This is a genomic window from Acidobacteriota bacterium (genome assembly GCA_026393675.1).
Taxonomy (GTDB): Bacteria; Acidobacteriota; Vicinamibacteria; order Vicinamibacterales; family JAKQTR01; genus JBAXOX01.
On the sequence record JAPKZQ010000006.1, the window covers coordinates 13,181 to 39,781 of the forward strand.

Genomic DNA, 26,601 nt, shown 5'->3' on the forward strand with positions numbered 1-26,601 from the left:
TTCTCGAATCGACGGGGAGCCGCGCTCCCGATCGCCTTCCCTACGCCGGTACTACCCGGTTCAGGTTCGAGGGTGTGATCTCAGGCCGTATGTTTGGGCCACCCCTAGGCGTCCTGCCAGATTCGAGTGTCGCGCGATTGGCGCCGGGAGTCAAGGACGCCGAGTCGCAGTCACGCTCAGCCAGCCACGCTCAGCCGTTGACGCCACGCAACCGGGGCGTATGATCGTTCCGTGTCTCATGCGTTTCGTGTCAGGGTGCCCCTGGCAGCAGAGGTCCCTGGCGCTCCGGGCGGACGAGGAAGCAACTATGCGGAGTCGTCTGGCGGTCGGTATCGCGCTTGCACTGGCGCTGGCGGGTGTGCTCGGCGCGGTCCAAGCCGCGGCCGAAGACGGTCAGCAGCCACCGCCACAGACTCCCTCTGATCAGCAGCGACCGACATTCCGCAGCGAAGTCAATTTCGTCCGCGTCGATGTGTACCCGCGCGCGGATGGGCGGCCCGTCCCGGACCTGCGCATCGAGGATTTCGAGATCCTCGAGGACGGAGCCGTGCAGAAGATCGCGACCTTTGAGCACATCGTCATCCGCGGCGGGACAGCCCCGGGTGAACGGGTCGACCCGCGCAATGTGCGCGAGTCGAACCAAATGGCGGGGGATCCACGAAACCGCCTGTTCGTGTTGTTTCTCGACACCTATCACGTCACCGATCCCGCAGCGTGGCACAACGGCCGGATAAGGAACCCCGGATCCGCCACGGGGCGTCTGCCGCCTCAGGCGCGGATGGGCCCGCCCAGCTTCGTCGACCGGGCGTTGTCGAACTTCCTTCAGCGCACCATCGGGCCCGACGATCTGATTGCCGCCATGACTCCGGAGATGGAGGCGGGTGAGCTGACGTTTGTCCGCCGCCCGGAGTCGATCGAGGCGTTTCTCAAAACGACCTGGGCGCGGCGCTTCTCGGCCGACGATCTCGATCCCGAGATGGAAAGCTACTTCAGATGCTACCCGCCGGACGACCCGCAGCACAGGTTCGATGGCATCGCGGAAGAGATGGTGGCGCGTGAACAGGAGGGGCGGACACTCCATGCGTTGCGAGACCTCGTGCGGCGGCTCGGAGAACTGCGCGATGAACGCAAAGGCGTGCTGCTCATCAGTGAGGGATTTGGGCTCTTCGGCCCAAACCAGACGCTGGCGCGGCGGCTCGAGGGCACGCCGCCGCCCCAGCCGCCCGGGGTGTATGTCGGCCCTGGCGGCAAGCCCACGAGCGGAACCGATCCGCGCCTCAGCCCCGGCGGCGACTGGCAGAAGTGCGAGGCGGCACGGGTGCGGCTGGCGAACGTGGACCTCGGGCGTGAGTTCCGCGACGTGCTCGACCAGGCCAATCGTGCAAATGCCAGCTTCTATCCGGTGGACCCGCGAGGCCTCGCCTCCTTCGATACGCCCATCGACTACAACCCGATCAGCGCGCCGAAAGGCGCGGACCCCGCCCAGGTTGGCCGACCGGCGTCGGTCATCGAAGACCAGGCCCGCCTCCGCGAGCGCCTCGAAACGCTTCAGACGGCCGCCGCCGACACCGATGGCCTGGCGCTCGTCAACACCAACGACCTTGGCGTGTCGCTGAAGCGGGTGGTCGACGATTTGTCCGACTACTACCTGCTCGGCTACTACGCGACCAACGCGGCGGCGGACGGCACGTTCCGCAGGATCGCCGTTCGAGTGAAACGGCCGGGCGTCGAAGTACGGACGCGCCGCGGGTACCGGGCGGCCACGGCGGCCGAGGTGGCTGCCCGCGCACGCGCGTCCGTGCTCGCCGATCCGGAGGTGTTCGCCCGCGACGCCGCCCTGGCCTCGCTCGACCGGATGAGACCCGACAGCAGCCCACGCTTCGGCGGGGGCTTCGGGTGGGAGCCGGCGCCGGACGGCGCGCTCGAGCCACGGCCGGTGCTGTGGATCGTCGGAGAACTGGACGGCGCGGCGGCCCGGCTGCCGGAGTGGCGCGCCGGCGAGGCCACCATCACGCTGAAGACGGCCCTGGGCGCGACGCTGCTGTCCGAGCGAGTCAGCGTCACACCGCAGGCGCGGACATTCGTGCGCTTCCTGTCGCACGCCGACATCAGGGCCGGCGAGTACCTCGTGCGGGCACAGATGCAGGGCGAGCCCGGCAGCGTCGCGGATTTCACCGAACAACTGCGGATCACGGTCCCGACACGGGCGGTAGGCACCGATCCGCCGCCGGGCCAGCCGTTAATCTTCAGGCGCGGCCCGTACACCGGCCCGACGTTCCAGCCGACGTTGGACATGCGGTTCCGGCGGGCCGAGCGCATCCGTGTCGACGTGTCCATCGCCGGATCGGAGCCGTCGATCTCGGCCCGGCTCCTCGACCGGAAAGGCCAGCCGCTCCAGGTCCCGGTGACGGCGGCGCTCCGCGAAGAGGCCGGCCGTCGATTCGCCGCGGCGGAACTCGTTCTTGCGCCGATTGCCCCGGCCGACTACCTGATCGAGCTGTCCATCCACCGCGATCAGAGACTCGACAAAGTGATCGTTCCCATCCGCATCGTCCCCTGAGCGGCCTCCGCGCATTTCTGGTGTGCCAGAGTCCCCTGGCAATAGGGGTTCTCTAGCGCTTGAAGCGGGCGTGCAGCACCGCGGATCCCCAGGCGGCCGCGACCAGCGACGCGCAGAGGATGCCGGCCTTCGCCTGGCTCAGTGTGCCGGCCGTGCCGCCGAACGCCAACTCTGCCACGAAGAGCGACATCGTGAAACCGATGCCCGCTACGCAGGCGGCACCGTAGAGATCCACCCAGCCGAGGCCGTCCGGCAGCACAGCCTGCCCGCTTTTCACGGCGATCCAGCTGAAGAGCAGGATGCCAATCTGCTTCCCGATGACCAACCCGACGATGATACCCAGGCTGACGGGATATGCGAGGCCCGCCATGACGCGGCCATCGATGGTGACGCCGGCGTTGAAGAAGGCGAAGAGGGGCAGGATGACGAACGCGACCGGCGGGTGCAGCCTGTCTTCGAGCGTCAGGCCCGCCGGCATCAGTCCGTCGTGGCGGTCCCGGACCGGGAGCATCATGGCCACCAGGACGCCGGCCACCGTGGCGTGGATGCCCGAGGCGAACACCGCGGCCCAAACGCCCATGGCTATCAGCAGGTACACCGAGGCGAACCGCACGCCGGCGCGGGACGCGGCGGCAATCAGCGCGAGCAGGACGCCCGCCACCAGCAGCGCGGCCCAGTGCAGCTGTGACGTGTAGAACACAGCGATCACGAGGACCGCGCCGAGATCGTCGGAAATCGCCAGCGCCGTCAGGAACACCTTCAGCCCGACCGGCACCCGTCGGCCGAACGCCGCGAGCACGCCGAGCGCGAACGCGATGTCGGTGGCCATCGGGATGCCCCATCCCCGGGCGCCGGGCCCACCACCGTTGAGCGCCGCATACAGCACGGCCGGCACCACCATGCCGCCGAACGCCGCCACCAGGGGCAGGGTGGCCTTCCGGCGAGAAGAGAGTTGGCCGGCCACGAACTCGCGCTTGATCTCGAGGCCGACGACGAAGAAGAACACGGCCATCAGCAGGTCGTTGATCCACGCCTGCACGCTGAGCGAAAGGGCGCGGTCGCCCCAGGAGGGGCCGATCCTGGCGTCAGCCAGCGCGCGGTACGTCTCGGCCCACGGCGAGTTGGCCAGGACGAGGGCGGCGGCCGTGCTCGCGAGGAGCAGGCCGCTGGCCGAAACCTCCGAGCGCACGAAGCGCTCAAAGATGAGCGATCCCACCGTGCGAATGCGTTTCCTGGCCGTCATGGCTCTCCGCTATTTCCTGTCCTTGGATGGCGTCCGCACGCGATCGAAGTCCGCTGGCGTGAGATCGAGACCCACCGCCGCCAGCAGCAGGAACGTGATGGCCGGGATCGCGAGATCAACGAGGGTCTTCACGCGGGGCTGTTACCTCGCCGGCGCGCCGACGCGCATGAACTCGATCCGGTGATTGGCGGTCGGCTGGGTCGTCGACGGGCCGGCCACCAGCATCACCGTGTCGCCCGCGACGCCCAGCTCGCGCAGCTGGCTCTCGATGAACGGCCGCCAGTCATCGGGCTCCGACACCATCTTCACCGGGAGGACGCCGCACGAGAAGACCAGCCCGGCCAGCACGCGATCGTCCTGGCTGGCGGCGAGGATCCACGCGGCGGGCTTGTAGCGGGAGATCATGCGCGGGGTCCGGCCGGAGTGCGTGGGCGCGAACACCACCGCACTGGCGACCGTGTCGAGCGCGTGTTCGACCACCTCCGACATGTGCTCCACGAAGGTCTCGGGCCGACGCCGGTGGAAGGTGTCGCGCAGCAGCGCGCTCAGCGTGGTCCGCGGACGCTGGGGCTCGGTGGCCGCCGCGATGTGCGCCAGCATGGCGACCGCCTCCTCCGGGTACCGGCCCATGGCCGATTCCTCGGACAGCATCACGCAGTCGGTGCCGTCGAGAATCGCATTGGCGACATCGGTCGCCTCGGCGCGCGTCGGCAACCGGTTGGCCACCATCGACTCCAGCATCTGCGTCGCCGTGATGACGGGTTTGCCCGCCAGGTTGGCCCGGGCGATGAGCGCTTTCTGCGTGACGGCGATGCGCTCGAGCGGCACCTCCACGCCGAGGTCGCCGCGCGCCACCATGATGCCGTCGGCGGCGTCGAGGATCTCGTCGTAGTGATCGAGCGCGCCGGCGCGCTCGATCTTCGCGATGATGAACGGATCCCGGCCGAACGCCAGCGCCGCAGCCCGCACGGCTTCGATGTCGGAGGCGCGCTCGACAAACGACTGGCTCACCGCGTCAACGCCAGCGCGCAGCGCGAACTCAAGGCATGCCCGATCGTGCTCGGTGAACGCGTTCACGCCCAGCCTGATCCCGGGCAGGTTGAGCCCCTTCCGCGAGCGCAGTTCGCCGCCGGCGATGACACAGCACTGGATATCGGGCCCGGTTACGCGTTCCACGCGCAACTGTACCAGCCCGTCATTGAGGAAAAGCCGGTCGCCAGGCTTCACGGCCGCCGCCAGTCCTTTGAACGAGACCGACACGCGCTCGGCGGTTCCAGTCACCTCATCAATGGTCAGCGTAAACGGCGCGCCGGTCTGCAACTCGATCGGTTCTGGCGTGATCTGGCCGACGCGCATCTTCGGGCCTGGCAGGTCCGCCAGGATGGCCAGCCGCTTGCCCGTGGTGTGCTCAACGTCGCGGATGCGCGAAATGCGGGCGGCGTGCGCCTCGAAGTCGCCGTGCGAGAAGTTGAGGCGCGCGACATCCATGCCCGCATGCGCCAGCCGCGCGATCATCTCCGGCGATTCGGACGCCGGCCCGATGGTGGCGACAATTTTCGTCTTGTGGTCCGGCAGGCTCATAGGCATGCGCTCCCTGCTATCACGAGCGGCCCGGGCTCATCACGTCAACCACTTCAGGGTGATCTTGATCAGCGCCCGCACCCGTTCAGTGTAGGGCGGGAACATCCAGTGCACGATGCTGAACCGATCGCGCAGCACTGATCGCTCGTGCGAGAACGCGGTAAAGCCGAAGAAGCCGTGGCTCTTGCCGATGCCGCTGTTGTTGACGCCGCCAAACGGCAGGTTCAGGTGCAGGAAGTGGATCACCGTGTGATTGACACACGTATCTCCAGCCGACGTCTCGGTCAGCACGCGGTCGATGTTCGGCTCACTGCGGCTGAACACGTACAGCGACAGGGGTTTGGGCTTGCCGTTGACGAACGCGATGGCCTCACCAATGTCGGTGAAGGTGACGATGGGCAGGAGGGGGCCGAAAATCTCCTCTTCCAGGATCCGGCTGTCCGGCGCAACATCCGCGAGCAGCGTCGGGCCGATGAATAGGTCATCTCGCGACAGCGCTCCACCATAGGCGACCTTCGCACCCTTGTGAACCGCATCGTCAAACAACCCACGCAATCGCTCGTAGTGCTTCTCGTTCACGATGCGGCAGTAGTCAGGCGTAGCGCGCTGCGGATCCGGGCCCGCTCCGTACGCGTGCTCGATGCTGCTGATGATCTCGGCGATCAACCCATCCCTGACGCTGGCGTGCACCAGGAGATAGTCGGGCGCGATGCAGGTCTGGCCGCTGTTGGCGAACTTGCCCGCGGTGATCGCGCGAGCGGCTCTCTTGAGATCGGCAGTGGCGTCGACAATCGCCGGGCTCTTGCCGCCAAGTTCGAGCGTGATCGACGTGAGGTGCTTCGCCGCCGCTGCCATGACGAGGCGACCCACCAGTGGGCTGCCTGTGAAGAAGACGTGATCGAACGGGCGCTCCAGGAGCGCCGTGGCCACCGTCGCATCCCCTTCGAATACGGCGACTTCGGACGTGTCGAAGATCTCTTCAACCAACCGGCGTATGAGCGCCGAGCAGTGGGGCGTCATCTCGGATGGTTTGATGATGGCGGTGTTGCCGGCGGCGATGGCTGAGACCAGCGGGCAGAACGCCAGGTTGAACGGGTAGTTCCACGGCACGATGATGAGCGTGACGCCTCTGGGCTCGTACCGGACCTCAGCCGACGTTCCGAGCATCGCCAGCGTCGGCGGAACCCGGTGCGGTCGCATCCACCCCTCGAGGTGACGGATAGCATGCTTGGCTTCGGCCAGGATGGGCAGCAGTTCGGTGAGATCCACCTCCGGACGCGGCTTGCTGAAATCGGCGGCCGCCGCCGCGCAGATATCCTCCCGGTGCGACTCGACCGCGGCGATGAGCCGTCTGAGCGTGTCGATTCGCTGCTGCGCGGTCGAGCATCGCAGCGCCAGCGCTCGTGCACGCTGTGCGGCAAACACGTCGTCGATGCGCCGCCCAGTTTCGGGGCCCACGGTGTTCGTCATCTTCTCTCCCCTACGGACCGGCTTCAAAACCCGTTCTCGCAGCTCCTGCGCGCCGAGACCCTGAAAGCAGGCCGCTCACGCAGGTTTTGAAACCGTCCCCAATTCGCCGCCCTTCAACTGGTTCGCGACCGCCTGGCTCGCCTTCGCGATCGCCTCGGGGTCGCCGAGGTAGTAGTTGCGGATGGGTTTCAGGTCGTCGGTGAGTTCGTAGACGAGCGGGATCCCGGTCGGGATGTTGAGGCCGACGATCTTGTCGTCCGGGATGCTATCCAGGTACTTCACCAGCGCACGGAGACTGTTGCCGTGCGCCGCGATCAGCACGCGCTGACCGTGTCGCACGGCAGGCGCAATGGTCTCGTGCCAGATCGGCAGGAAACGCGCCACCGTGTCCTTGAGACATTCGGTGAGTGGCAGTTCCTCCGGCCGGAGCGACGCGTACCGGGGATCGTGGCCCGGATGACGCGGATCATCGGGCGCCAGCGCCGGCGGCGGCACATCGTAGCTCCGCCGCCAGATCTGGGTCTGCTCCATGCCGTGCCTGGCCGCCGTCTCGGCCTTGTTCAGGCCCTGCAGGGCTCCGTAGTGGCGTTCGTTCAGCCGCCACGAGTTGTGAATGGGAATCCACATCTGATCCATCTGCTCGAGCGCCAGCCACAGCGTTTTGATGGCGCGCTTGAGCACCGACGTATAGGCGACGTCAAACACGTAGCCACCGTCCCTCAGGAGACGGCCGGCTTCGGTCGCCTCCTGTACGCCCTTCTCGCTCAGTTCAACATCGGTCCAGCCCGTGAACCGATTCTCCTTGTTCCAGGTGCTCTCACCGTGCCGCAGCAAGACAAGTATTTTCATGATGCCTTCCCGATGCCCTCCCGAGAAAAGATATGTCGTCGACGTCCCGTAGAGGCGCAATTGATTGCGCCCGTCGTGGGCGGCTATCCGGCGACCTGGCTTTCGTCGCTTTCGACCTCTTCTGTCGGCGGTGGTGCGGCAGCCGGATCCACGGCCTCGTGCGCGACCAGCCGCTCGCTGAGCCACGCATGCGCCGCGGCATCGCCGCGAGCGAGCAGGCTCTCGAGCGGTGTCCGGCCGAAGTCGCGAGGATCCCGTCCCTGCATGGTTGGAAACGATCCGTCGGCCCGCTGGGGCACGTAGCGGCACCAGAACCCGAAGTGCCACCGCGTGAAGTCGGCGACGCGTGCCAGGCCGTACTCGTCGGTGCCCCAGTGTTCGAGGGCAAAATCGACATACCGGCCGTAGATCGCCAGACGCTCGTCAGCCGTGATGTCGCGGTAACCCTCGACGGCCTCGCGGAAGATCCAGGGCTTGATGAGTGCGCCCCGGCCCACCATCACACCGGCGCACCCCGAGCGCGCGCGGGCCTCGGCGATCTCGTGGGGGAACAGGATATCGCCGTTGCCGACCACCGGGACCGCTACGGCCGCGACCACTTCGCCGACCGCATCCCAGTCGGTCGCGGATCGATAGCGGGCATCCCTGGTTCGACCGTGCACAACAATCGCATCCGCGCCGCCATCGACGGCCGCCCGCGCCTGCTCCACGTGGTTGCGTGACCGCTCATTCCACCCGAGCCGGATCTTGACGGTGATGGGCACACGCTGGACGGATCGCTTCATGGCCTCCACGATGCGCCCGATGCGGACCGGCTGCCGCGAAAGCGCCGCGCCCAGGCCTTTGCTTGTGAAGTAGTCGATGGGGCATCCCACATTGAGATCGACCAGATCGACGCCGTGCGATTCGACCAGCGCGGCGGCCCAGCCCATTTCCTCAGGGTTGGTTCCCACCAACTGCACGCCAAAGAACGGCTCGTCGGGCGCCCGCCGGATCAGGGCGTACTCGCCTCGCCGCTTCTGCTTGAGGCGCCGCGCCACGGTCATCTCGCTCATGGTGACGCGAGCGCCCAGGGCCACGCACAATCGGCGGTATGGGAGGTTGCCCCCCTTCGTGAGCGGCGCCAGAACCACCGCGTCGGTCAGCGTCTCGGCAAGCGGCATGAACTCATCCTACTTGAACGCTGCCGGCGGGGTCGGCGTCTCAGCCGTCTCCTGGCGCACATACATCGTCTGTGAGGGCACGGCGAGCGCCGTGCCGGCCTTCTGCACGATGTCCATGACACCCAGCAGAATCTCCTCCTGCACAGCGAGAAAGGCTTCAAAGTTCGGAACCCTGACGTACGCGAACACCTCGATGTCGAGCGATGATGAGCCGAAGCGGACCAACCGGGCGCGCGAGGTATCTGCCTCGATGCGGGCATCGCCAGAGAGTAACCGGCGGATGCTGGTCAGGACCTGTTCGAGTTGGGTGCGGCTGGTTTCGTAGTGCAACGCAATGGTCGGATTGAGCAGGAACTTGTCGCGCCGGCTGTAGTTCTCGAGGTCCATCGTGGACAGCGTGCCGTTGGGCACGTGCACGAGCGTTCGGCCGAGCGTGCGCAGGCTTGTCGTGCGCAGGCCGACGTCTTCGACCTCGCCGACGTGCTGTCCAAGGCGGCAGAAATCCCCGACGAGCAGGCTTCGATCGCTCAGCACGAAGATGCCGCCGAAGACGTTCTCGAGCGTCTTCTGCGCCGCGAAGGCGATCGCGATTCCGCCGATGCCAAGGCCCGCAAGCGTCGCGCTGAGGTTGACCCCGAAGGCGGCCAACCCGATGAGCAGGCCGAAGGCGAACGCCACCCCTTTCAGGATGCGACGGCCAAGGACATACGCCGATTGGGCGGTGCGTGGATAGGCCGTCTGGAGGCGTTCGCGGACGCGATCCGCGACAAAGTCGACCATGCGCCATAACCACCAGACCAGCCCGGCGAGCAGCAGGATGACGATGAGCCGGTCGTAGTAGTACCGGAAGAGCAGGGGGATGCCGAGTCTCAATGCGATGATGCGATGAAGGGCGATGGTCAGCAGGAACGCCGAGGGCCTGACCAGCGTCGACCAGGCCCGCGACCGCCGGATGGAGCCCGGGCGGTGCCGCATTCGTCTGATGAGACCGACGAGCCAGGCCGCCGCCGCCAGCAGCAGACGCATCATGAAGTACAGAGCGACGAGCAGCACCGTGAGCGCAATCGGCACCCACGCGGGCAGTTCTCCGATTTGGGCCGAGGTCAGCGACTTCGGCAGGCGCCGTTCGAGTTCCGGCAGTCCGCTCTTCTCGTACATCCGTGGAATTTCGGCGACGGTGTCCGCCGCGACGACCCACACCATGGGTCCCGACCGCGGAGCGATGCGAGTGAGGATGATGTCGACGCGCTCGCCATCGGCGAGGACGACCGCGCCGACCTTCTCCCGTTTGGACGGCTGCGTGTCCGAGAGGCTGCCCTGAGGATCGCGGCTCAGCTGATCGATGCTGCCTTCGAACCCGTGATTGAGCACGAAGCGGAGTTGCTCGGCCGCCTCGGTCTTCGTGATCGGCATGCTGTGGCGGGGCCACTGCAGGTACTCGGCGGCGGCGCCGAGGTTGCCCGTCTGCGCGGCAGCCACGAAAGCGAGGAACGAACCCCTTGGCGTCTCGCGGCCAAGCGGGTCGTCAACGACCGTTGGTGCGGATACCGCGGGTTGTGCCGGCTGCGGAATTGCCGGAGCCTTGGCCGACGCTGTCGCGTGGGCAAGGCCACCGGCCAGCAGGATTGCCAGAGCTGGCACCAGGCTGTTCCATCGTTGATGCATCACCGAGCCTCCGTGCCCATTCTACCCGGTGCTCTGGATGCATGGGGGAGACCCGCGGTCTGCGCGTCAGAAGCGCAGGCCTGCCGTGACGTGTGCGCGCGTGCCGCGACCGGATCCGTGCGCCACGTCGATGCCGAGTTGCACAAGCGGTGCGCGGACGTACCAGCCGACGCCCACGCCATAGTGGGGCTTCGTCTCCGAAAGTCGAATGCCGTGGTCGTAAGCCGTACCGGCATCGGCAAACACGGTCAGCCCGCTCTGTCCGAGATTCATCGGCGAATGGAGAGGGATGCGCAGTTCGACCGATGCGGTGGCGAGATTGTCGCCAGCGAACGAACCGGCGCGGAAACCTCGCAGTGTGTCGACTCCACCCAGCAGCGCGTTCTCGTAGACCGGAAGCGGGCGATCGGCCGTCTCCGAAAGCGCCCTGACGGAGAGCACCGTTGAACCGATGAACCCGAGGTACCCGCGCGCTTCAAGGCGATAGCGATTGACCGTGGATCCGGTTTCCGGGCTCAGGCAATTCCACCAGGCGCTTGCGTAGATGGCATTGCGCGGAAACGCCGGGTTGTCGCGTGTGTCGACAATCACGCCCGCGCCGTAGGTCGTGATCCGATCGCGGGTGCTTCCAAATGTCACGTCCGACCACGCGCCGCGCACCCCGAGGCTCGTCGCCTTCCACGCCGGTGTCGCCGCGTTGACCCACACGCTCTTCCTGAAGTCGCGAACGTCAAACGCGGGATTGTTGCGGCTGATGAGCGATGCGCCTGCGTGCAGTCGCCTGAACGGCCCTCCGCCCAGCGTCGTGTCCAGCTCAACGGCGGCCTGGCGCGTTCCGCCCCACGTGAGCGGCACGGCAATCAGTCCCTGTTTGCCAAGCACCCGCACGAAGCTGATCCGCCCGCCGTAGGTCAGACCGTACCCGTCAACGTAATCGAGCGTCGGAAGCAGCATCACGCTGTCGCCGAGCCGCCGGAGTGGATTGGGTACGCCTCCGCCCTTGGCCGTCGAGGGATACTCTTCGACGATGATGATGAGTGCCACCTGGTCGGTTGCAGTGAGCGACCGCAGACGCTTGCGGACCTCAACGGACTGGAACCGGCCGGTCTTCCGCAGGCGTTCGGAAACGGCGTCAATACCGGCCACGTCGATGGGCTGGCCGATCGTCACGCCGGCCAGCGCGAGCACGTCGGCGTCTGGCGTGCGATAGTTGCCGTGGATGCGGACCTCGGACACGGTTTCGGCGGTCTGGGCTGCCGCGCTCGAAGCAACGGCGAGGATAAGCCCGAGCACGAGCGCCGTCGCCATGAGCCGCCGGATCATTTGGCGTCCTTCGGGACATACGCCCGGATCCGCGCGCTCACCTCGCCCTTGCGGTAGTCGTAGAACGATCGGTCGTAGGTGAAGCGGTACGAACCGGTCGCCAGCGTGGCGCCAGCCCGGAAGCTGATCTGCTTCGGCAACCACACATTCTCGAAGTACCGCCCCATCGTCATCGATGCGCGCGCCTCGTCTACGCGTACGACTGTCCGGCCTGGCAGGAACCCGAAGTCCGCGTTGTCGAACGTGTATTTGACGATCTGGCGTTCCTCCGGATCGATCCACATCGTCACCCGCGTGACCTTGTTCATGCTGCGCTCGATCTCCTGATCCATCTCGTCGCCCTTGTCGGACGTCTTCGGCGCGGGCTTCTTTGCCTGGTCCTTCGCCGTCTGATCCGCAGAGGTGACCTTCACGTCGCCCTTGGCATTCACCGAGACGGCCGTGCCGCGCTTCTCCTTGTCGTCCTTGAACATGCGTGACGGGTAGTACTCGACCACCACGACGTCGCGGCCTTCAATTTTTTCGCGTCCGGCAACGTAGTAGTTGCCCGGCTCGAACGGGAACCTCATGAAGTAGGCTTCCGAGATGAACCGCGGCTCGCCGGTTTGTCGAACCACATCGCCCACGCCGACCTCGGCGCTCGGGGCGGGAGCCGCGTCGGCGGCGGCCTTTTTCGCAGCCCGCTCCTTCTGCCGCTGCTCGCGTCGCTTCTCGTCAGCCAGCCACTGCTGCTCATAGCGCTTACGCTCGGCCTCGCCAAGCGTGACGCCGTTGGTCTTCACCGGACTTCGCACGAGGTACCCGTCCCGCACGAACCAGTGGAATTCCCGATCGAGACCATCGAGGCGAAGTCCACCCGGTCCGACGATCAGAAATTGTTCGCGTTCGCTGAGGATGTAGTCGTGGAGGGTGCGCCAATTGTCATTCCGGCGCTCGAGCACCTTCGCCATGAACGCGTCGAGATCGTTCAGTTGGGTAAAGGCTGGCGCGGCTTGCTGCGCATGACCGGCACCCGCTAAGAGCCAGGCGCTGGCGCATGCGATGAAGAGACCGATGGACGCTTTCATCTTCACGGAAGTACTCCCCGGCAGGCATACCGATCCCTGTTGAAGGTAGACGAAGATCGCGGCCGCCTGGTTCAACCGGAGAGCGGGATGCTCACGTCGTGGGCTCGTGGTCTTCCGTCTCTCCGAGGACGTGGTCCAGCGCCGCTACCAAAACGTCGGCGTCGTGCACCGTGAACACAAGCGGCGGCTTGATCTTGAGCACGTTATGGAACGGGCCGTCGGTGCTGACCAGGACGCCGCGATCGCGCATCCGGTTCGCGACGGTCCCAGCCAGAGAGCCCGCCGGGGCGAGTGTCTCGCGGTCGAGCACGAGTTCGACGCCGATAAAGAGGCCAAGACCCCGGACATCGCCGAGGGCACGGTACCGCGACTTGAGATCGCGCAGGCCGGACAGCAGGTGGGTTCCGACCCGGAGCGCCTGATGTTGCAGGCGCTCACGCTCCATGACATCGAGCACGGCCATGCCAATCGCGCACGACACGGGGTTGCCGCCAAAGGTGTTGAAGTACTCCATTCCGTTGGCAAAGGCCTGCGCAATGTCGCGCGTCGTGATCACGGCGCCCAGTGGATGCCCGTTCCCGATCGGCTTTCCGAGCGTGAGGATGTCGGGCACGACGCCCTGGGTCTCGAACGCCCAGACGTGCGTACCGACTCGTCCGAATCCGACCTGAACCTCGTCGGCAATGCACACGCCGCCAGCGTCGCGTACGTAGCGGTACGCCTCGGTCAGATACCCCGGTGGCAGGACAATCTGGCCAGCGCAACTGAGAATGGACTCCGCGATGAACGCGCCAGGCCGACGGCCACGGCTCACGATCGTCTCGACGGCCTGGCCGACGTGCGACGCATACGACTTGCCCGCGTCACGGGCAGGGCGTCGGTACAGGCCTCGGTAGACATCGGGCGTTGGCACCTTGTGGATGTGCGGAGCCGCGCCGCTGCCCCCCGGCCCGTCGAACTTGTAAGGACTGATCTCAACGAGGCTGGTCGTATTGCCGTGGTAGCCGACATCGACGACGATCGTTTCGCGGCTGTCCGTGAAGGCTCGCGCGAGCCGCAGCGCCAGTTCGTTGGCTTCGCTTCCTGAGTTGACAAAGAAGCACACACGAAGCGGGTCGGGCAGCATCGCGCACAAGCGGTCGGCATACTGCGTCAAGGTGTCGTGCAAGTACCGGGTGTTGGTGTTCAACACGGCCATCTGGCGTTGACCGGCTTCGACGACGTGCGGATGGCAGTGGCCGACATGCGGCACGTTGTTGACGGCGTCGAGATAGACCTGGCCATCGGCGTCGTAGAGGTGCTGCATCCAGCCCCGGACGATGGTGAGCGGCCGATGGTACGACACGCTCAATGACGGCCCGATGTGTTCGCGGCGCCCGGCGAGGATGTCGGAGGTCGATCGGCGCGCTGGAGCGGTGACACCACCGGGGATCTGCAGTATCAGGTTGGGATCGGGGCTGAGGCTCAGCCACACCCGTCGCTCGGATGGTCGTGCCACACCCGGATAGTCGCCATGCCGGCTAGGTCCTGAGTGAACAAACTCGTCGCCGAGTTCGTGAATCGAAGGGCCAAGCAGGTCCGTGATGATCTGGAAGTGCAGATGCGGCGGCCAGCCGCCGTTTTCGGCCGGCGTCCCGACGACCGCGATCGGCGTCCCGCGCCTCACCGCCTGACCCTCGCGGAGAGGCTTCACGGATTCTCGGGCAAGGTGGCCGTACAGCGTATAGAAGGCGTCACCGCGCGCTCCCGCTCGATGCTCGAGGATGACCGTCGGCCCGTAGTCGAGTTCGCCGGCATTGTCGGCCACGCTCTTGACGATGCCATCGAGTGGGGCCAGCACAGGTGTTCCTGCCAGAACGAAGAGGTCGGCCCCGAGATGCACGGTCCGCCACGCTGGCCCATCGTTGCCTGGCGTGCTGAAGATATCGCTCGAGTAGAACGCGCGGACCTCGTCATACCGTCCAATCCCGACCGTGGCGCCGGATCTGGCCATTCGGCCGAACAGGTCCCGCGAGAAGGCCTCGACGTCCGCCCACAACCTGGGCGTGCCAGCCTCAGCGCTGCCCACACCGAGATCGAGCACAACCGTCGCGGCGGATCGAGGATCCGGGTCGAGCACGGGACCCATCGCCGATGCAGACGCTCGCAGCCACGAGACCACGCGTGGCGTGGCCGGGTACGGTTCGAGTCCACAGGCGGCCCGAAGCGTGGCGCGAGCGACGGCGGGACTGATGCAGGCGAGACGCGTGAGCGCGTCCCACGCCGGTCGTTCGCTGATGACGAGGTACTGGTTGCCGGGCTCCGCGTGCTGCTGGATGGCGGCATTGACCACGCTGACGGCGAGCCGGCTGCAGATGAGCGGGAAGACGGCGTCAATCTCCGCTTCCGTCAGGCGCCGGGCCTCGTGGTAGCCGGCGACGGCCGAGGCCATGGTGCTGAGCGGATCCGCTTTGTCGAGCAGGGCATAGGCGCAGGCGACCGCCACTTCGTTCACCGTCCAGGTGCGCAGCATGTCGCCGAAATCAACGACCGACACCACCCGGGTGTCGTACGGAGCGACGCCTGCGACCAGCACGTTGTAGTCGTTCGCGTCGTTGTAGATCACACCCACGCGAAGCGATGGTGCCAGCTTCGCGATCTCGGTGTCGGCCCACGCCGCCACGCGCGTCACCAGTTCGCGTCGCGCCGGATCGGCGACGTGCTGGACGTGGTCGCCGATCCAGGAGGCTTTCCGAGGGTCCCATTTGAGATCGCGATCCGTGGCAGGGTGGTCGAATGACTCGAGCGCCGTGTCCAACTGGCCGAGGTATCGGCCGAGGCTGTACACGAGATCCGGCAGATGCGGCGTGGCGTGAGCGAACACCGTGCCAGGCACCCATGTCAGCAATCGGACCTGATGAGACCTCCCGCGATCATCAGTGAGGGCCTCAATGAGACGTCCGGAAAGCGACGGACAGACGCGAGGCAGCGTCAACTCAGGCGCATGCTGAGCCACGTGGCGCAGCGCCTGGTTCTGAAGGTCGAGCGTCTGCGGGTCCTCGGTGGCATTCGAGATCTTGAACACGAAGCGTTCGCCATTTGAGGCGCGCAGCACGAAGTTCTGATCGCGTTCGCTCGGCAGACTTTCCGCAACGGCCGAGAAGCCGTACAACCGCTGCGCGGCGGCAACGGCCTGGTCGCCGGTGAAAGAGGGGAGATCAAACGTGATGGCAGGCACGTCACGCCTCCGTTCGGGGAGCCGGATGATCGGGCGGTCTGCGGGTCACCCAAAACCCAATGGCCAGCACGGCAAGCCAGGGTCCGCCCGCGAGCAGGGTGATGCGGAGATCGGGCACCCACCACGTTGAGATCAAGACCGTGGCAATGGCCACGGCACCGGCGGCGGATGCGAGACGAGCGAACCGAATCCGGCGCACAAGTGTATCGATGGGCTGTGCATCATGATGGCGACGGAACGCGAGATGCGTGACGAAAATCATCAGCCACACGAACAGCGCGCCAAACAGGGCCACACCGAAGAACCAGACATAGGCGGTGACCGGCCACACCGCTCGCACGATGACCGCCGCGCCCAGGCCGACGCTCGACACGAGCAGGGCGCGCAGCGGCGTGCCGTTGATCGTGACGGCGCCGAGCCAGTGCGGCACGTACCCGCCCCGGCCAAGCGAGAACAACGTCCGCGAGATCAGGTACAGGTTGGCGTTCGCGCTGGAGAGCGCGGCGCTCAGCACGACCACGTTCATCAACGACGCGGCGGCGGGGAAGCCGACCTGGCCGAGCACTTTCACGAATGGGCTTTCGCCGACTCCCAGTTCCTGCCACGGCACGAGCCGCACGACCAGGGCGGTTGTCACCAGGTAGATGAGCGAGAGACCTGCGACGAGCCGGAAGAACGCGACGGGGATCGTGCGTTGCGGATCGCGTGCCTCACCCGAGGTGACGCCGACGATTTCGACGCCGATAAGCGAGTAGATCACAAACGGCACCGCCAGCAGCATGCCGGAGAGTCCCATCGGGAACAGGCTCCCGGCGGCCGGGGTCACACCTGATGATGCGCCCAGCAGGCCCGTGACGAGCCCCACGCCGAGTACCACGAAGATCGTGATGGCGACGACCTTGACCATCACAAACCAGTACTCGAACCGACCGAGCGTGGCCACGTCGCGCGAGTTCACGTAGATGAGCGCGACCGAGAAGGCGACGATCCACACCGCGCCCGGAATGGCGGGAAACCAGTAGCCCATGTAGATCGACACCGCCACCATGTGACCGCCCGTCGCGACAATCTGCATCAGCCAGTAGCTCACCCGCACGGCGTAGCCCGCAAACGGAGAGATGTACATCTCGGCATAGACGCCGAAGGACCCGGCCGTCGGATGCTGGACGCACATCTCCGTTAGCGCCGCGCCGAGCAACAGCGCCACGAAGGCGCCGATCGCATAGGAGGCGACCACCGCGGGTCCGGCAACGTTGACCGCGAGGCCGCTGCCCAGGAACAGGCCGGTACCGATCGCACCGCCCACCGCCATCATGGCCTGCTGGCCGGCGCTCAACTCACGTGAGAGCACTTGCTCGTTGCGGACGCGGGGGTCGGATGAGGAGTCAGTCATGGGTTGCCGGACAATAGCGCGGCGCGTGATTCCCGTCAATTCACCCGCAGATCCGACTCAGAAATTCCCGGACGATCGGCTGCTGCGCTTCGTGTTCAAGCAGGAACGCGTCGTGGCCGTATTCGCTCGACAGTTCGCGATACTCGGCGGTGCGACCCGCCTGTCTGAGCGCGGCGGCGACAGTGGCCAACTGATAGGGCGGATACAACCAGTCCGACGAAAACGTCAGGAGCAGAAACGCCGCTTCGGTCGCTTCGAACGCGTCCGCCAGCGACCGACGCCCGGCCTCCAGGTCGAAGTAGTCGAGCGCCTTCGATAGGTACACCAGCGAATTAGCGTCGAAGCGATCGACGAAGCTGCGGCCCTGATAATCGAGATACCGCTCCACCTCGAACTCGGGTCCAAGGCTGTAGCCCGGGCCACTCTGTCCGAGGCGTCGCCCGAACTTCCGTTCCATTCCGGGATCGGACAGATACGTGACATGGCCAATCATGCGCGCGACCGAGAGCCCGTCAGCCGGCCGCTCGCCATCGTAGTACTCGCCGCCGCGCCAGTTGGGATCGGCCGTGAGGGCACGGCGGGCGATCTCATCGAACGCAATCTGCTGGGCGGAGTGCCGGTGCGTCGTGGCCAGCGCGACCACGGAACGCACGGTCTCCGGGAACGACACCGCCCATTGAAGGGCCTGCATGCCGCCCATCGAGCCCCCAGCTACGGAGACAAGGCACGAGATGCCCAGTCGATCGACGAGCGCCTTCTGCACCCGCACCATGTCGGCAATGGTCACGAAGGGAAACCGGCTGCCATATGGACGTCCCGTGCCGGGGTCGGGCGAGGCAGGCCCCGTCGTGCCGTAGCAGCTTCCGAGGACATTGGTGCACAGGACACAGAAGCGGTCGGTGTCGAAGGCGCGCCCGGGGCCGATCGCCGCGTCCCACCAGCCTGGCTTCCGGGCGCCCGGGTGCCAGCCCGCCGCGTGCGCGCCGCCCGACAACGCGTGGCACACCAGGATGACGTTGTCTCTGGCCGCACTCATGGCGCCGTATTGCTCGAACGCGACCGTGACCGACTCCAGGCGCCGGCCGCAGTCGAGTTCAAGCCCGTCCTCGAAGACGCGCAGCGTCTCGGTCTCCACGATCCCGATACCGGCGCCAGAGGTCGTGATCACGCCGCCTCCGTCTCACGCCTCGCGGCGGCAATCGCCTGTTCCAGATCCGCGATCAAGTCGGCGGCGTCTTCAATGCCAATCGACAGACGGATGAAATCATCAGGCACACCGACCGCCGCGCGCTCCTCGCCCGACAACTGCTGGTGCGTCGTCGACGCCGGGTGAATCACCAGACTCTTCGCGTCGCCGATGTTCGCCAGGTGGCTGAACAGGCGTACGGAGTTGATGAACCGTTTCGCCGCCTCGAACCCTCCGCGGATGCCGAAGCCGATAATCGCGCCGGCGCCAGACGGGAAGTACCGACGCGCGCGCGCCTCGTCGGGGTGGCCGGCCAGACCCGGATAGTTCACCCACGCGACATCAGGATGCTTCTCCAGCCACTCGGCGACGCGTATCGCGTTGGCGCAGTGCGCCGCCATGCGGTATGGGAGTGTCTCGATGCCTTGGAGAAACAGGAAGGCATTGAAGGGTGACAAGCAAGCGCCGAGATCGCGCAGCCACTGCACGCGGGCCTTGGTGATGAATGCCGCGCCCGGCGCCACCGCGCGTTCGTGGGTGCCGAACAGATCCCAGAAGACGATCCCGTGGTACGAGGGGTCCGGCTCGGTGTATTCGGGGAACCGTCCGTTGGCCCAGTTGAAGCGGCCGGCATCCACAATGGCGCCCCCGATGGAGGTGCCATGTCCGCCCAGGAACTTCGTGAGCGAGTAGACGATGATATCGGCGCCGTGGTCAAAGGGCTTGAAGATGTGCGGCGTCACCGTGTTGTCGACGACAAACGGCACGCCGGCGTCGTGCGCCACGCGGGCAATCGCATCGACATCATCCACGTTGTTCTTCGGGTTGCCGATCGATTCCGTGTACACCAGCCGGGTGTTCTCATCGATGGCACGCGCCACATTGGCCGGGTCGGATGAATCGACGAAGCGCGTCTCGATTCCCAGGCGTTCGAGCGTGTAGTGGAACAAGTTGTACGTGCCGCCATACAGGAAGCGCGTGGAGACGATGTTCTGCCCCGTACGGGCCAGGGCCAGCACGACCGTCGTGATGGCCGCCTGGCCGGACGCGAGGGCAAGAGCGCCGACTCCGCCGTCCAGTTCGGCCAACCGGCCTTCGAGCACATCGGTGGTCGGGTTGCCGATGCGTGTGTAGATGTGACCGGGCGCCTGCAGCGCGAATAGCGCCGCCGCGTGGTCCGCCGATTCGAAGACGTACGACGAGGTCTGATAGATCGGCACCGCGCGGGCGCCAACCGCGTTGTCGGGGGACTGGCCACCGTGCAGGGCCAGCGTGGCGGGACCAAACGATGAGGGAGATGTAGACATGAGCAATCCTCCTGGAGCACCTGCCGGGCTGTTCTGCCCGGCGGCGACGCCGCCGTTCATCGGTCGGCGTCAAACAGGGGCAGAGCGACCGCGCTGCGGCCGGCGCCGGCCGCCGGTCGGAACGCCTCGATCGCCCGGTTGAGTTTCAGATGGCTGCACGACGAAACAAGCGCGGCAAAGCGCGACCCGCTCGAGCAACGCTCCTGCCACACGCGTTCCGGCCTGATGCCGGCTTGGTCGAGCACGCTCGCAAGGTCGGATGCGAGTGTGGGATCGGTGACGGTCGACGGGTCCGGCAGACTGACGCGCACGTAGTGACGAGCGTCGAAGTCGCGTTCGACGCGCGTGACCGCGGTAGCCGACCACGCACGCGGTGCCACGACGCCGGCCGCAATCGCCAGCAGATCGGAGACGACGGCGATGGCCGTCGCGTCGCCCCCGGCGCCCTGGCCGGCAAACACCGTCTGGCCGCTGCGTTCGCCGCGCACGAGCACGACGTTCTCCGACCCGTTGGCCCGAGCGAGCCACGACTGCCCATCGACCAGCGCGGGCAACACGCCGGCCGCGACGCCGCCACTACGAGCATCTGAGCGGTCGGCCCACGCGATCTGGCGCACGACGTACCCGAGTTCGTCCGCCAGCGCGTGGTCGCCCGCATCCACGGCGCGGATCGACTCGGTCGGGATATCGGCGGGCCGCAGATACCCATCGAATCCAATCGTCGCCAGGATGGCCAGTTTCGCGCGCGCATCGATCCCATCCAGATCGGCGGACGGATCCTGCTCGGCCAGTCCTCTGGCCTGCGCGTCGGCGACGGCGTCGCTCATCGACACGCGCCGCTGCGCCATTTCGGTGAGCACGAAGTTACAGGTGCCGTTGACGACACCGACGATGCGCGTGAGGTGATCGCTGCTGAGGCCGTCCTGTACGCCGCGGATTACCGGCACGACGCCGCCGACAGCCGCCTCGTACCGGAGCGACTGCCCGGTCTGCCGCGCCAGGGCGATCAGCTCTCGGCCATGCTCGGCGATCACCTGCTTGTTGGCGGTGACGACGGAACGCCCCGCGCCAAGCGCGCCTGCGATCCACGTTCGGGCCGGCTCGATGCCCCCAATCACCTCGACGAAGATGTCGGTTCCCGTCTTGATCAGCGTCTCGACATCGTCGGTCCATACGACACCGGGCGGCACCCAGCCGGCAGCGGCGCGGGCAAGCGCCACGCGGCGGGTGCAGATCCCGGCGAGACGGAGGTTGGGATGGCGCTTCTCGCACAGGATGCGTGCGACCGAGCGGCCGACCGTGCCGAATCCGGCGAGACCGATCGTGAGTGGTGTGCGTGTAGCGCTCATGCCCAGATCTCCTGCGATGCTGCGGTCAGACCGGTCCTGATGGCGGCGCCCGCCGCTTCGCCTCCGTGTCCGGTGGAGTCGCGCCCAGTGCCGACTCCCACTCCGCTGCGCTCGTGCTCGAAGAACCGAGCGTGTAGCTGGGACATCGCGCGAACCACTCTTCGTTCTGCGACCACGACGGCGAGGTGGCAGGCGCCCGGAGCGTGGACGACCAGATGCAGTGGAATGCCCTCGAGCGCGCGTGCAGGGTTGCCGCGCTCAGCGAGACGTCCGATTTCGATCAGCACGTCGGTCACGCCAGCCAGAGCCGACACGACCACACCCTGGGGCCGCCGCTCGCGCGCGACGATCGTGGCGACGCGGTCGATCGCCGCGGAGTGAGCGACCGACGAGCCTCCGAATTTCAGGATTACCATGGGGTCACTCCGTCCAGCAGCCAGCCGTCGTGGGCCAACAGTTCAGCGTTGAGAATGGCGGCGCCTGCGGCGCCTCGCACGGCGTTGTGGCCCAGCGCGACCAGCTTGTAATCGAGTACCGGGCAGCGGCGGAGGCGTCCGACCGACACCGCCATCCCGTTCTCGCGGCCGGCATCGAGGCGTGGTTGTGGTCGGTTTGCTTCCGAGAGGTAGACGATGGGATGACGCGGTGCCGTGGGGAGATCGGCGGCCTGCGGGCGCCCCGAAAACCCCGCGAGCGCTGCGATCAGATCCTGACTATCGGGCGCGGAGTCGAACGCGATAGAAATCGACTCTGTGTGGCCGTCGGCGACGGGCACGCGGGTGGCCTGTGCGCTGACCGCCACCGGGTGGTCCACCACCCGGCCACGATCGATGACGCCGAGGATCTTCGGCGTTTCGGTTTCGATCTTCTCGTCCTCGCCGTCGATGAACGGCACGACGTTGCCGAGCAGGTCCCACGACGCGACGCCCGGGTACCCGGCGCCGGACGCGGCCTGGAGCGTCGTGACCAGGGCGCGCCGCGGACCGAAAGGTCGGCAGGCCGCGAGGACCATGGCCAGGAACACCGTGGAGCAGTTCGGGTTCGTGACGATGGCGCCCCGCCAGTTGCGAGCGCGGCGCTGGGTGGCGACAAGCGAGAGGTGGTCCGGGTTGATCTCGGGCACCACCAACGGCACGTCGGCGTCGAGCCGGTGGGTGCTGGCGTTGCTCACCACGACGTGGCCCGCGGCGGCAAACGCCGGCTCGAGCTGCGCCGCCACCGTCGCGTCGAGCGCGGAGAACACGAGGTGCGTGGCCCGTCCCGGGATCGGCCGTTGGATCTCGAGATCCCTCGCCGAATCAGGTATCGGATCAGCGAGTCGCCACGGCTGGTCACCGTATCGCTGGCCTGCAGAACGCTCGCCTGCCGCCAGCCACCTCACCCTGAACCAGGGGTGGCCCGCGAGCCGGCGGACCAGATGCTGTCCCACCATCCCCGTGGCGCCGAGAATGCCGACGTCCCAGCCTGTCTGCGTCATCGCGTCCTGCTCCTTTGCGGGGGGCCCGGACTGTCGGTCCCGCCGTACATGAAAAAACCCGCCGACTGGCTGCCCAGGTCGGCGGGTTCTCGTGGTCCGTATGGTCTCAGGTCTGCTGTGCTAAGGGCCGGACACGATCCTCCCACCGATGCTGGTCATTCGCATGGCCATCATCGGCATGGACATCGTGGCCGGGCGAGGGGAGAGGAACCGTGTTGCCATCTGAGGAAGGAGTCTACCGGACAGCAGAGAGGTCTGTCAACAGATTTGTATCCACGTATATCTATCCATGGATGTTGAGGACAGAACGGGCTCGGCCGCAGCATGTCGTGACCTTGCGTCCACTGCCGCACGGCCGATAATGCTGAAGTCTTGGTATGCTGTCGCCCTGAGGTAACCGCCATGGCTCTGCGTCGAGTGGTCCACGAACCGTTTCACGTCGAACCCCATCTGCTCGGCCAGCCGCGGGCTTCGGCCCGATAAGCGAGAATACGAACACGGTACGCGTGATGAATCACTTGATGCTCTTCTTGTTCGCGCTCGGGCTTGGGGTCGTCGCCGCGATCCCCCCGGGCGGTTGTCAGGTGGAGATGGCCAAGCGTGCGGTTGGGGGGCACCTGCACGCCGCATGGATGGTCGTGTGCGGCTCGGTCACCTCCGATCTGATCTATGGAGCGATCGCCCTGTTTGGCGTGGCGCCGTTTCTCGAGTACCCGCGAGTGTCGTTGGCGTTCAAGGTGGTGGGAGCCGTGCTCCTGTGGGTGCTGGCGTATCTGACCTATCAACAGTCGCGGCATCCTCAACACCTGGCGCTGGCCAATTCCGCGTTGAAGAGCCGGCGCTGGGCGTATCTGACCGGGTTCTCGCTGGGGTTGAGCAATCTCCCGATCGTGCTGAGCTGGTTGCTGGGCGTGTCATTGGCGCGCCAGATGGGGCTGGCTTCCCCGTTGACCAGCCCGTCGAAGATCGTGTTCCTGGCCGGAGTCGCTGCCGGACTTGGCAGCTATCTCTCCGTACTGGCGGTCGTCTTGCACCGCGCCAAGCACTCCATCCCGGTCCATGCGCTGGGGCGCGTGTATTACTGGCTTGGGATCGCGCTCTTCTGCCTCTCGTTTTACTTTCTCTACGGCGTCGTGAAGTACTTCAATCCGGCCATCTGACCCTCCACGGGAGTCCCGGAGACAGCACACACGTTCCGGCCAGGAAAATCCGCCGCCTCCGTGATGCCCGGTCAGCGTGATGGATGCGGATTCAATTCGCCCGCCTCGATGCGCACCGCCAGCGCATTCTCCTTTGGCGGAAGCGGGCACGTCGCGTACGGCGTAAAGGCACACGGCGGGCTGTGCGCCTTGTTGAAGTCCAGCACAACTTGGCCGTTCGATGGCATGTCGGCGTAGAGGAACCGTCCGCCGGGGTACGTGTCTTTGCCCGTCGTCAGGTCGCGGAATACGAAGAACAGTTCCCGGGCATTCGGGCCATCCAGAACCGCGTGCAGGCGGTACTGACGGCCGCCCAGCGTGAACTCCGCATAACCAGGACTCGGCCAGGGATCCACGTCGCCGAGCACATTGGCAATCATGATCGACGTCGGCTTGGGATGAACCACGAAGCGCGCCGTCACGCGGTAGGATTGCGCGATCGGGAACCACTGGACACCACGAAAATCGCGACGGGCCTGGCTGTTGGTATCCCGGACACGTACCCCGTATCTCTGGCCGCGCTTGATCACGAACATCGTGACGGTGCCGATCGAGACCTTGTCGTAGCGTCCCGGCTGAGCGTTGAGCGCCTGGACGGTGGCCGGTTTGCCATTGATACGGACGTCTACCTGCGGCGCCGGCTTGAAAGTGATCGTCCCCGACGAGTAGACGAAATCGCCAATCCTCGACGGGGCCGAGCCCGCCGCCAGAGCAACCCGACACACCGGGTCGGTTCCCGCGCAGTTGGTGCCATCCTGAAGCCAGAACAACCCGACCAGCGTGAGCCACCCGTCGTCGGTCTTGAGCGCCGCCTCGCGCTCGCTGCGCCAGTGACCGATGTCGCGAGCATAAGCTTGAGCGGCGGGTGAGGCCAGCGCAGCGGCTGGGGCCTGCACATTGGGCGCGACGGCCTTCGCGCGTGGGGCCTGCGCGGCGGCGACAATCGGCAACAGGCCGCCGATCAGGAGGACCGCCAGGGCTGTCCGACGTTGACGTGTCGATGAGCCGTGGATAATTCGATGCATCATCACCTGATTCTAGTCCCGTGGACAACCCGCGCTCTGCCGCAAAGACGGACAGTCTCGCCATCGGTCCTGTCAGTGTGTCACGCCTGGGATCGCCGGGCTCCAGCCCGGCCCCAGGAACGGCGAACGCCGCTACGTCACCAGCGTGGTGGGCGCCGCGCCGGCATCGTAGTCCTTGTCGCCGACGATGCGCGCGAGTTCGCGCATCACCGCGTCGACTTCGTCCATCGTGTTGTAGAAGTGCGGCGACACGCGAATGCCCACGCCTGGCCGGTAGTCCACCACGTAGTCGCGAGCCTTGAGCGCCCGCGACACGCGTGTCGCGTCAGGCACGTCGACGGCGACGGTGCCCGCCAGTCGCCTGGGGTCGCGGGACGCCACCGACGAGAATCCATATTCGTCGACGAGGTCGAGCAGCCGCCTCGTCATCGACGTGGACGCATCGCGAATCCGGTCGACGCCGACCTGCTGGATGATGTCGAGACCCGGGAGCGCCGCGTAGTACGCCGGGATGGCCGGCGTGCCGTTCATCATTCCCATGCCGTCTTCCCGCAACGCACCGTCATCGATGTCGAATTCGAACGGACGCTTGTGCGCCACCCAGCCCGTCAGGCCCGGGGCCCGCTCCGACTTGATCCACGGCGCGGTGTAGAGGAACGCGTTGCCGGGTCCCCCGCATAGCCACTTGAGGCAGCCGCCCACGAAGAAATCCACGCCCATCGTCGCGACATCGACCGGGATGATCCCCGCCGACTGGTAGCCGTCGAGGATGACCACGGCGCCCACCTGGTGTGCGCGTTCGATGACGGGGGCGGGGTCGACGATGTACGAGCTACGGAAGAGGACGTGGGAGAGGGCGACCACGGAGGTGCGATCGTCGACGGCCGACGCGATGCGCTCTCCAGGCACGGACAAATCGTCGAGCGCCGGCACGATCTTCAGCTCGAAGCCGAGCGCTTCCTGCGCGCGATAGAGATAGACCATCGACGGAAAGTCCATCTCGGTGCAGACGATCCGGCGACGGCGGCCATCAGGGTGCAGGCACGAGAGCGCCACCGCCGACGCGGTCGTCACGTTCTCGTGCATGCTGACCGATCCGATCGGCGCGCCGATGATGCGCGCCACGCGGTTGCCCACATCATTGGCCAGCTCCCACCAGCGCTCTTCCCACGCCCGCACGCCGCGCGTGGCCCACGTGTCGGCGTACTCGGCGAGCGAGCGGGCCGCGGCGCGTGGCATCGCGCCAAGCGAGTTGCTGATCATGTAGACCGATCGCGCGAGGATCGGAAACTCGTCGCGCCAGCGGGTCAGGTCATCCATATGAGCCAGCGAACCTGTCATGCCGCAGGATACTCGATACGAGGATCTGAATGTACAGGCGGCGATCAGTGGAGCGGGGCATCAGACTGCCCGGCGTCACGACGCCGTAGACTTGACGGGTCGTTCCATATCAGACTGGGTTTCTCATTCACGGAGCGACCCGGCTTGCGCGGCAGGCAAGTTCCTGCCGCTCGTGGTCGGGGTAAG

20 protein-coding genes and 1 riboswitch are annotated in these 26,601 nt (G+C 66.4%); of the genes, 2 read left to right on the forward strand and 18 right to left on the reverse strand.

What is annotated here, in order from left to right; all coding sequences use genetic code 11:
• Nucleotides 1–20: 20 nt before the first annotated feature.
• Nucleotides 21–116, reverse strand: a riboswitch (TPP riboswitch).
• A gap of 191 nt (nucleotides 117–307) precedes the next feature.
• Complete coding sequence (locus tag NT151_02855) at nucleotides 308–2,560, forward strand: VWA domain-containing protein (protein MCX6537866.1); 2,253 nt, start codon at nucleotides 308–310, stop codon at nucleotides 2,558–2,560.
• A gap of 52 nt (nucleotides 2,561–2,612) precedes the next feature.
• On the opposite strand, the gene nhaA is transcribed toward NT151_02855, so the two are convergent.
• The 16 genes from nhaA to asd form a co-directional block, all read right to left on the reverse strand.
• Nucleotides 2,613–3,803 (reverse strand): Na+/H+ antiporter NhaA, encoded by a 1,191-nt coding sequence (nhaA, locus tag NT151_02860; protein MCX6537867.1) that lies wholly within the window; start codon nucleotides 3,801–3,803, stop codon nucleotides 2,613–2,615.
• A gap of 9 nt (nucleotides 3,804–3,812) precedes the next feature.
• Nucleotides 3,813–3,935, reverse strand: coding sequence for a hypothetical protein (locus NT151_02865; GenBank protein MCX6537868.1), 123 nt, complete (start codon nucleotides 3,933–3,935; stop codon nucleotides 3,813–3,815).
• Between the two features lie 9 nt (nucleotides 3,936–3,944).
• A complete protein-coding gene (gene pyk, locus NT151_02870) occupies nucleotides 3,945–5,384 on the reverse strand; it encodes a pyruvate kinase (GenBank protein ID MCX6537869.1) in 1,440 nt (479 codons plus the stop codon).
• A 39-nt stretch (nucleotides 5,385–5,423) separates the two neighbouring features.
• Complete coding sequence (locus NT151_02875; GenBank protein ID MCX6537870.1) at nucleotides 5,424–6,854, reverse strand: aldehyde dehydrogenase family protein; 1,431 nt, start codon at nucleotides 6,852–6,854, stop codon at nucleotides 5,424–5,426.
• 75 nt (nucleotides 6,855–6,929) lie between these two features.
• Entirely contained in the window at nucleotides 6,930–7,703 is a 774-nt protein-coding gene (gene gpmA, locus NT151_02880) for a 2,3-diphosphoglycerate-dependent phosphoglycerate mutase (GenBank protein ID MCX6537871.1), read from the reverse strand.
• 83 nt (nucleotides 7,704–7,786) lie between these two features.
• A complete protein-coding gene (locus NT151_02885; GenBank protein MCX6537872.1) occupies nucleotides 7,787–8,866 on the reverse strand; it encodes a tRNA-dihydrouridine synthase family protein in 1,080 nt (359 codons plus the stop codon).
• 9 nt (nucleotides 8,867–8,875) lie between these two features.
• Nucleotides 8,876–10,531, reverse strand: coding sequence for a mechanosensitive ion channel family protein (locus NT151_02890; GenBank protein MCX6537873.1), 1,656 nt, complete (start codon nucleotides 10,529–10,531; stop codon nucleotides 8,876–8,878).
• 66 nt (nucleotides 10,532–10,597) lie between these two features.
• On the reverse strand, nucleotides 10,598–11,854 hold the full coding sequence (locus NT151_02895) for an FtsQ-type POTRA domain-containing protein (GenBank protein MCX6537874.1): 1,257 nt from the start codon (nucleotides 11,852–11,854) through the stop codon (nucleotides 10,598–10,600).
• A complete protein-coding gene (locus tag NT151_02900; protein MCX6537875.1) occupies nucleotides 11,851–12,927 on the reverse strand; it encodes a hypothetical protein in 1,077 nt (358 codons plus the stop codon). Before NT151_02900 ends, NT151_02895 begins: the two co-directional genes overlap by 4 nt.
• 85 nt (nucleotides 12,928–13,012) lie before the next feature.
• Nucleotides 13,013–16,138, reverse strand: a complete 3,126-nt coding sequence (locus tag NT151_02905; GenBank protein ID MCX6537876.1) for an aminotransferase class III-fold pyridoxal phosphate-dependent enzyme — start codon at nucleotides 16,136–16,138, stop codon at nucleotides 13,013–13,015.
• A gap of 1 nt (nucleotide 16,139) precedes the next feature.
• On the reverse strand, nucleotides 16,140–17,531 hold the full coding sequence (locus NT151_02910; GenBank protein ID MCX6537877.1) for an amino acid permease: 1,392 nt from the start codon (nucleotides 17,529–17,531) through the stop codon (nucleotides 16,140–16,142).
• Nucleotides 17,532–17,571: 40 nt separating this feature from the next.
• On the reverse strand, nucleotides 17,572–18,699 hold the full coding sequence (locus tag NT151_02915; protein MCX6537878.1) for a homoserine O-acetyltransferase: 1,128 nt from the start codon (nucleotides 18,697–18,699) through the stop codon (nucleotides 17,572–17,574).
• Nucleotides 18,696–20,024, reverse strand: a complete 1,329-nt coding sequence (locus tag NT151_02920) for an O-acetylhomoserine aminocarboxypropyltransferase/cysteine synthase (GenBank protein MCX6537879.1) — start codon at nucleotides 20,022–20,024, stop codon at nucleotides 18,696–18,698. The genes NT151_02915 and NT151_02920 overlap by 4 nt, the downstream gene beginning before the upstream one ends.
• 56 nt (nucleotides 20,025–20,080) lie before the next feature.
• Nucleotides 20,081–21,373, reverse strand: coding sequence for a homoserine dehydrogenase (locus NT151_02925; GenBank protein ID MCX6537880.1), 1,293 nt, complete (start codon nucleotides 21,371–21,373; stop codon nucleotides 20,081–20,083).
• Nucleotides 21,370–21,789: a hypothetical protein gene (locus NT151_02930; GenBank protein ID MCX6537881.1), complete on the reverse strand. Its 420-nt coding sequence runs from the start codon at nucleotides 21,787–21,789 to the stop codon at nucleotides 21,370–21,372. The genes NT151_02925 and NT151_02930 overlap by 4 nt, the downstream gene beginning before the upstream one ends.
• Nucleotides 21,783–22,850 carry an aspartate-semialdehyde dehydrogenase gene (gene asd / locus NT151_02935; GenBank protein ID MCX6537882.1) on the reverse strand — a complete coding sequence of 356 codons (1,068 nt, stop codon included), beginning with the start codon at nucleotides 22,848–22,850 and terminating at the stop codon, nucleotides 21,783–21,785. The genes NT151_02930 and asd overlap by 7 nt, the downstream gene beginning before the upstream one ends.
• A 521-nt stretch (nucleotides 22,851–23,371) precedes the next feature.
• Between asd and NT151_02940 the strand changes: the two genes are divergently transcribed.
• Entirely contained in the window at nucleotides 23,372–24,010 is a 639-nt protein-coding gene (locus NT151_02940) for a LysE family transporter (GenBank protein MCX6537883.1), read from the forward strand.
• A 71-nt stretch (nucleotides 24,011–24,081) separates the two neighbouring features.
• Here the strand turns inward: NT151_02940 and NT151_02945 are convergent, their stop codons facing one another.
• Together NT151_02945 and NT151_02950 are read right to left on the reverse strand one after the other, a co-directional pair.
• A complete protein-coding gene (locus tag NT151_02945) occupies nucleotides 24,082–25,077 on the reverse strand; it encodes a DUF1684 domain-containing protein (protein MCX6537884.1) in 996 nt (331 codons plus the stop codon).
• Nucleotides 25,078–25,206: 129 nt separating this feature from the next.
• Nucleotides 25,207–26,394, reverse strand: coding sequence for an aminotransferase class V-fold PLP-dependent enzyme (locus NT151_02950; GenBank protein MCX6537885.1), 1,188 nt, complete (start codon nucleotides 26,392–26,394; stop codon nucleotides 25,207–25,209).
• Nucleotides 26,395–26,601: the final 207 nt, after the last annotated feature.